Annotated in this window: 5 protein-coding genes; all 5 read right to left on the bottom strand. The window is 56.0% G+C overall.

Translation table 11 applies throughout. The annotated features are described in order from the left end of the window. Positions 1-56 precede the first annotated feature (56 nt). Genes mreD through purN form a run of 5 tightly spaced genes read right to left on the bottom strand, consistent with a single transcriptional unit; the run spans position 57 to position 4550 of the window. Positions 57-536 carry a rod shape-determining protein MreD gene (gene mreD / locus ACETWG_02505; protein MFB0515460.1) on the bottom strand — a complete coding sequence of 160 codons (480 nt, stop codon included), beginning with the start codon at positions 534-536 and terminating at the stop codon, positions 57-59. After that, a complete protein-coding gene (gene mreC, locus ACETWG_02500) occupies positions 520-1317 on the bottom strand; it encodes a rod shape-determining protein MreC (protein MFB0515459.1) in 798 nt (265 codons plus the stop codon). Before mreC ends, mreD begins: the two co-directional genes overlap by 17 nt. A gap of 18 nt (positions 1318-1335) precedes the next feature. Next, entirely contained in the window at positions 1336-2367 is a 1032-nt protein-coding gene (locus tag ACETWG_02495) for a rod shape-determining protein (protein ID MFB0515458.1), read from the bottom strand. A 13-nt stretch (positions 2368-2380) separates the two neighbouring features. Beyond that, positions 2381-3904: a bifunctional phosphoribosylaminoimidazolecarboxamide formyltransferase/IMP cyclohydrolase gene (purH, locus tag ACETWG_02490; GenBank protein MFB0515457.1), complete on the bottom strand. Its 1524-nt coding sequence runs from the start codon at positions 3902-3904 to the stop codon at positions 2381-2383. A 25-nt stretch (positions 3905-3929) separates the two neighbouring features. Then, a complete protein-coding gene (gene purN, locus ACETWG_02485) occupies positions 3930-4550 on the bottom strand; it encodes a phosphoribosylglycinamide formyltransferase (protein ID MFB0515456.1) in 621 nt (206 codons plus the stop codon). Positions 4551-4740: the final 190 nt, after the last annotated feature.

Here is a 4740-nt window from a genome sequence, read left to right as displayed (position 1 = left end):
AATAGCGGTGGCCAGGAGGTTGCGCCGTCGGATAAGCGTGGACGGTGGCAGCAGTTTCATGCTTGACTCGGCATTAGTGGCAGTACGAAACGCATCCCGGTGACGATCACGCTGGAAATAAAGGCTTCCAACAGGATGCGACTTATTAATAATCCTGGTGCAATCTCAAGCCCCCAGCTCATCACTAGTTGATAAATGACTGCGTGCCCCACCAGGGTCCCGTAGATGTATAGGTTCACGATCCGGGGGGTCCACACCGTCAGGGTGCCATTCAGCGTGCCCAGGATATAACCAACGACAGACTTTGCCAGCGCATTGGCCCCCAGCACGCTGAGTGACCCAGTAAGATCCTGCAAAAAACCAGCCCCAAATCCCCATAGTATGCCGGCTATTCTACCATAGCGGGCTGATATATAGACCAAGAATATCAGGATGAAATCAGGACGAAGATCTCCTATCTCCAACCACTGCGCCAAATAGAGCTGGGCGAGCATTACGCCCACAAACACGCCGGTGATCTTAAGAGCCTGAACCATTCCCGATCATAACAAACACATGTTCAATTTCCGACGGCTGGGCGTTGAGACGCACCTTCACGCTACTGAAATAATCTCCTGGTTTTGCCGTCACTTCTTCAACCACCGCCACGGGCAGGTTCTTGGGATAGATATCTGAGAAACCGGAGGTCATCACTCGGTCCCCCGCTTTGATATCCGTGTTGAGAGGGACTCCCGTGACTTCGGCAAAAGGGCCGTTTAAAGGAATCAAAATACCGCGGACGCCCCCTTCTCCCACTTTTACCGAGATGCGAAAGTTCCGGTCGGTGACCAGCTGCACGACAGAGGCCTGAGAGGCTACGGTCATGGTCTTGCCGATCAAGCCATCCAGGGTTAATACCGGCAGGTTAGGCTCAATCCCGTGTTTAGTACCCACATTTAAAGTAATCGTGCTCAGAATACTCGATGCGCCCCGATTGATCACTTCAGCCACCCGCAGGTCATAAGGCGATCCCTTCATGAATTGAAGTACACTCCGCAGACGCTCGTTTTCCCGCGCGACATCGGCCAGTTCAGCGTTGAGAAGGGTATACTGCATGAGACGCTGGCGCAGAATCTGATTTTCTTCCCGGTAGCTGAAAATATCCCCGATTCCCAGACTGGGGCGCGGTATGGCACCAACCACATTGGTGAATAGCTGCTGCAGAGCAAAAGATTGGCGAGACTCGCCGGTGAGGAGCAGCATTAGCGATATCAGGACGGCGAGGAGTAGAAGGAGTAACTCCCGGAAAAGATAGAGGAGCTCAAATAGGTTCCGCACGTGACTCCCGGGAGCTAATTAGAACAGAATGGCAGAAAAGTCCTTGATATGCTCCAACACCATCCCGGTGCCCAGGACAATGCTGGTTAAAGGCTCTTCTGCTACATGTACTGGCAGGTTGGTCTCTTCCCGGAGGATTTCGTCCAATCCCTTGAGCAATGCCCCCCCTCCGGTAAGGATAATTCCCCGGTCGAGAATGTCAGAACTCAGTTCCGGAGGGGTGCGCTCCAGAGCCCGTTTAATGGCACCGATGATTTGATACAGGGTATCGGAGAGGGCTTTGCGGATCTCATCTGAAGGAACGGTGATGGTCTTGGGGATGCCCGTGACAAGGTCGCGGCCCTTGATTACAATCTTGGATTTCCCGTCGCTGGTGCCGGTGCCTACGTTGCATTTAATCATCTCAGCAGTGCGATCACCAATCTCCAGCTTATGCTCATTATGAAACCAATCGATGATGGCGCTATCCATCTCGTCACCGGCTATGCGGATCGTTTCCTTGGTGACAATCCCGTTCAAAGCAATCACGGCGATCTCGGTAGTACCACCACCGACGTCCACAATCATATTGCCTACCGGTTTGGCGATATCCAATCCGATCCCGATTGCCGCCGCGATTGGCTCCTCGATGAGATGCACCTCTCGGGCATTGGCGCGTTCCGCCGATTCTCTCACCGCCCGCTGCTCTACCGGAGTGACACCCGACGGAACGCAGATCACCATTCGGGGCCGGGCGATCCGGCTCAGATGCATCTTACGTATGAAGCCCTGGATCATGCCATCAGCCATCTGGAAGTCGGCAATAACGCCATCCTTCAAGGGCCGCACGGTCACAAGATTGTGGTGGGTCTTACCGAGCATCTCCTTGGCTTCCTGGCCTACGGCGATCACTTTACCGCTGTTCACTGTCTTAGCCACGATGGAGGGCTCGTTAATCATGATTCCCCGCCCCTTTACCCAGATAAGAGTATTAGCGGTCCCCAGATCGATGGCAATGTCCATCGAGAACAGATTCGAATAGCTAAACTTTGACTGATTGCCCCGTGCCATAAAAGTGCTACCCTTAATGTCGAAAATGTCGTTTGTGCGTAAAAATCATTGCCATGTTGTGCTCATTGGCCGCCGCGATCACTTCCGCGTCTCGAATGCTGCCGCCGGGCTGGATCACTGCGCTAATCCCCAACCGGGCTGCTTCCTCGATTCCATCGGCGAAAGGGAAAAAGGCATCCGAAGCCATAGCAGCACCGCTCAGATCTAAATTCGCCTTACCCGCCTTCATGCCCGCCAAAATAACAGCATCTACCCGCGACATCTGGCCCGCACCAATTCCTAGCAGCTGGTCAAGGCCGGCAAATATAATCGCATTTGACTTCACAAATCTAACCAATTTCCAGCCCAGGCGCATGGCCTGCATTTCTTCGGGGGTCGGTTTCTTCCTGCTAACAACTTCCCAGCTATCCTCGCCCTGGAATTTATCCCGCTCCTGTACCAGGTAGCCACCGGCCACTGTTCTGATACCCCAGATAGGTGTCGGAGGTTCCCCGGGGACAGCTTCCAACAGGCGCAGGTTCTTCTTTTTCTTCAGTAGTGCCAGTGCCTCAGGGGTAAATGACGGCGCAATAATGCACTCCAGAAAGATATCCGTCAGGGATCGAGCGGCGACTGCATCTACCGGCCGATTGAATCCGACTACACCGCCGTAACTGCTCACCGGATCAGTGGCCAAGGCCTTCCGGTAGGCCTGCTCCGGCGTCTCCCCCAGTCCGAAACCGCAGGGATTGGCATGTTTAACAATCGCGGCCGCCGGGCGGTCAAACTCGGCCACGATCTGGCCAGCCGTCTCGATATCAGTGTAGTTATTATAGGAGAGCTCCTTGCCCTGGAGCTGCTTCCAGGGCGGCTCCTGGCCCGGGCTTAAGTAAAAACCCGCCTGCTGATGGGGATTCTCTCCGTAACGCAGCGATTGGTGGAGCTCAGCATGAATATGAATGGTCGGCGGCGGACCTTCTGCTGCGAGAGAGAAATACTCTCCAATCAGGTGATCGTAGGTGGCGGTGTGGTGGAAAACCTCAGCCGCCAGTGCCTGACGGTATGCCAGGGGAATGTCGTCGCCATATTCATCGTACAGCTGCTGAAAGCGGGGATACTGCTCAGGTCGGCACAGAACCAGTACGTGGCGGGAGTTTTTCGCCGCCGCCCGCAGCAGGCTGGGCCCGCCCACATCAATGTATTCCAACATCTCTTCCCTGGACAGCCCTTGGTGCAGCATCTCCGGGAAGGGGTAGAGATTCACTACAACCAGGTCAATAGGCTCCTGCTCCAATCGCTCCAGGTCCCGCAGATGCTCCGGCTTGTCCTTGTCAGCCAGGATGGGCCCGAATATCCGCATATCCGCCGTCTTTATGCGCCCATCCATCATAGCCGGTTGACCGGTGATCTCCTCCACCGCTGTCGCGGGGATGCCCCAGGCCTCGATCTCACGGGCAGTGCCCTCGGTGGCAACGATGGAAAAGCCGTGCGTATGCAGATACCGGGCCAACTCTTCCAGGCCCGATTTATCCCAGACACTGATGAAGGCGCGTTTCAATATTCTCCAATACGAGGCATGCAGATTACAATTTGATCGGGGGATCGATATAGGGCACACCATCCTCCCGCCAGCGCACTTCTCCACGACAGAGGGCTGCCACCACCTTGGAATACAGGCGGTGCTCCTGCTTAAGCACTCGCCCTGCCAACTCGTCGGGTGTATCGTCGGGTTGCACCGGCACCACCACCTGCGCCACGATGGGGCCGTGGTCGTACTCCTCGTCCACGAAGTGCACCGACACCCCGGAGACCTTGGCTCCCGAGGCGATGACGGCCTCGTGCACCCGGTGGCCGTAATAGCCCTTGCCCCCGAAGGCCGGCAGCAGGGCCGGGTGAATATTCAGCATCGCCCGGGGATAGGCCCGCACGACTTCGGTTGGCACCAGCTTCAGGTAACCGGCCAGGATCAGGAAATCGATACCCCCCTCCTGCAGGGCTCCCAATAGAGCCGCCGGAGTCATCTCCCGGGCCGGGTAGTGAGCCACCTTGATACCGTTATCCCGGGCATAATCGGCCGCCGGGCAATCCGGCTTATCGGTTACCACCAGTGCCACTTCCGCCGGAATCTCTCCCGCCTGAATCGCACGGTGAATATTCCGGAAATTCGACCCGCGGCCCGAAACAAATACGGCCAGTTTTTTCATGCGCCGTGACGATCCCTATCTGGATACGCCATACACCGTCGGGGACACCCGCTACTGCACTTCATTGCTAACCAGGCCTTCTGGTAATCGCTGGCGGACCTGGGCGATAATTTCCTCCAGCCGGTTGTTGTCCCGGTGGATATTGAAGCCATCGGTATCCACCACCAGCAACGGCTCCGTGTCCTGGATG

It is taken from the genome of Candidatus Neomarinimicrobiota bacterium (assembly GCA_041862535.1).
Lineage (GTDB): Bacteria > Fidelibacterota > Marinisomatia > SCGC-AAA003-L08 > TS1B11.
Note: the sequence above shows the minus strand (reverse complement) of the source record. Positions and strands in the feature narration are given on the sequence as shown.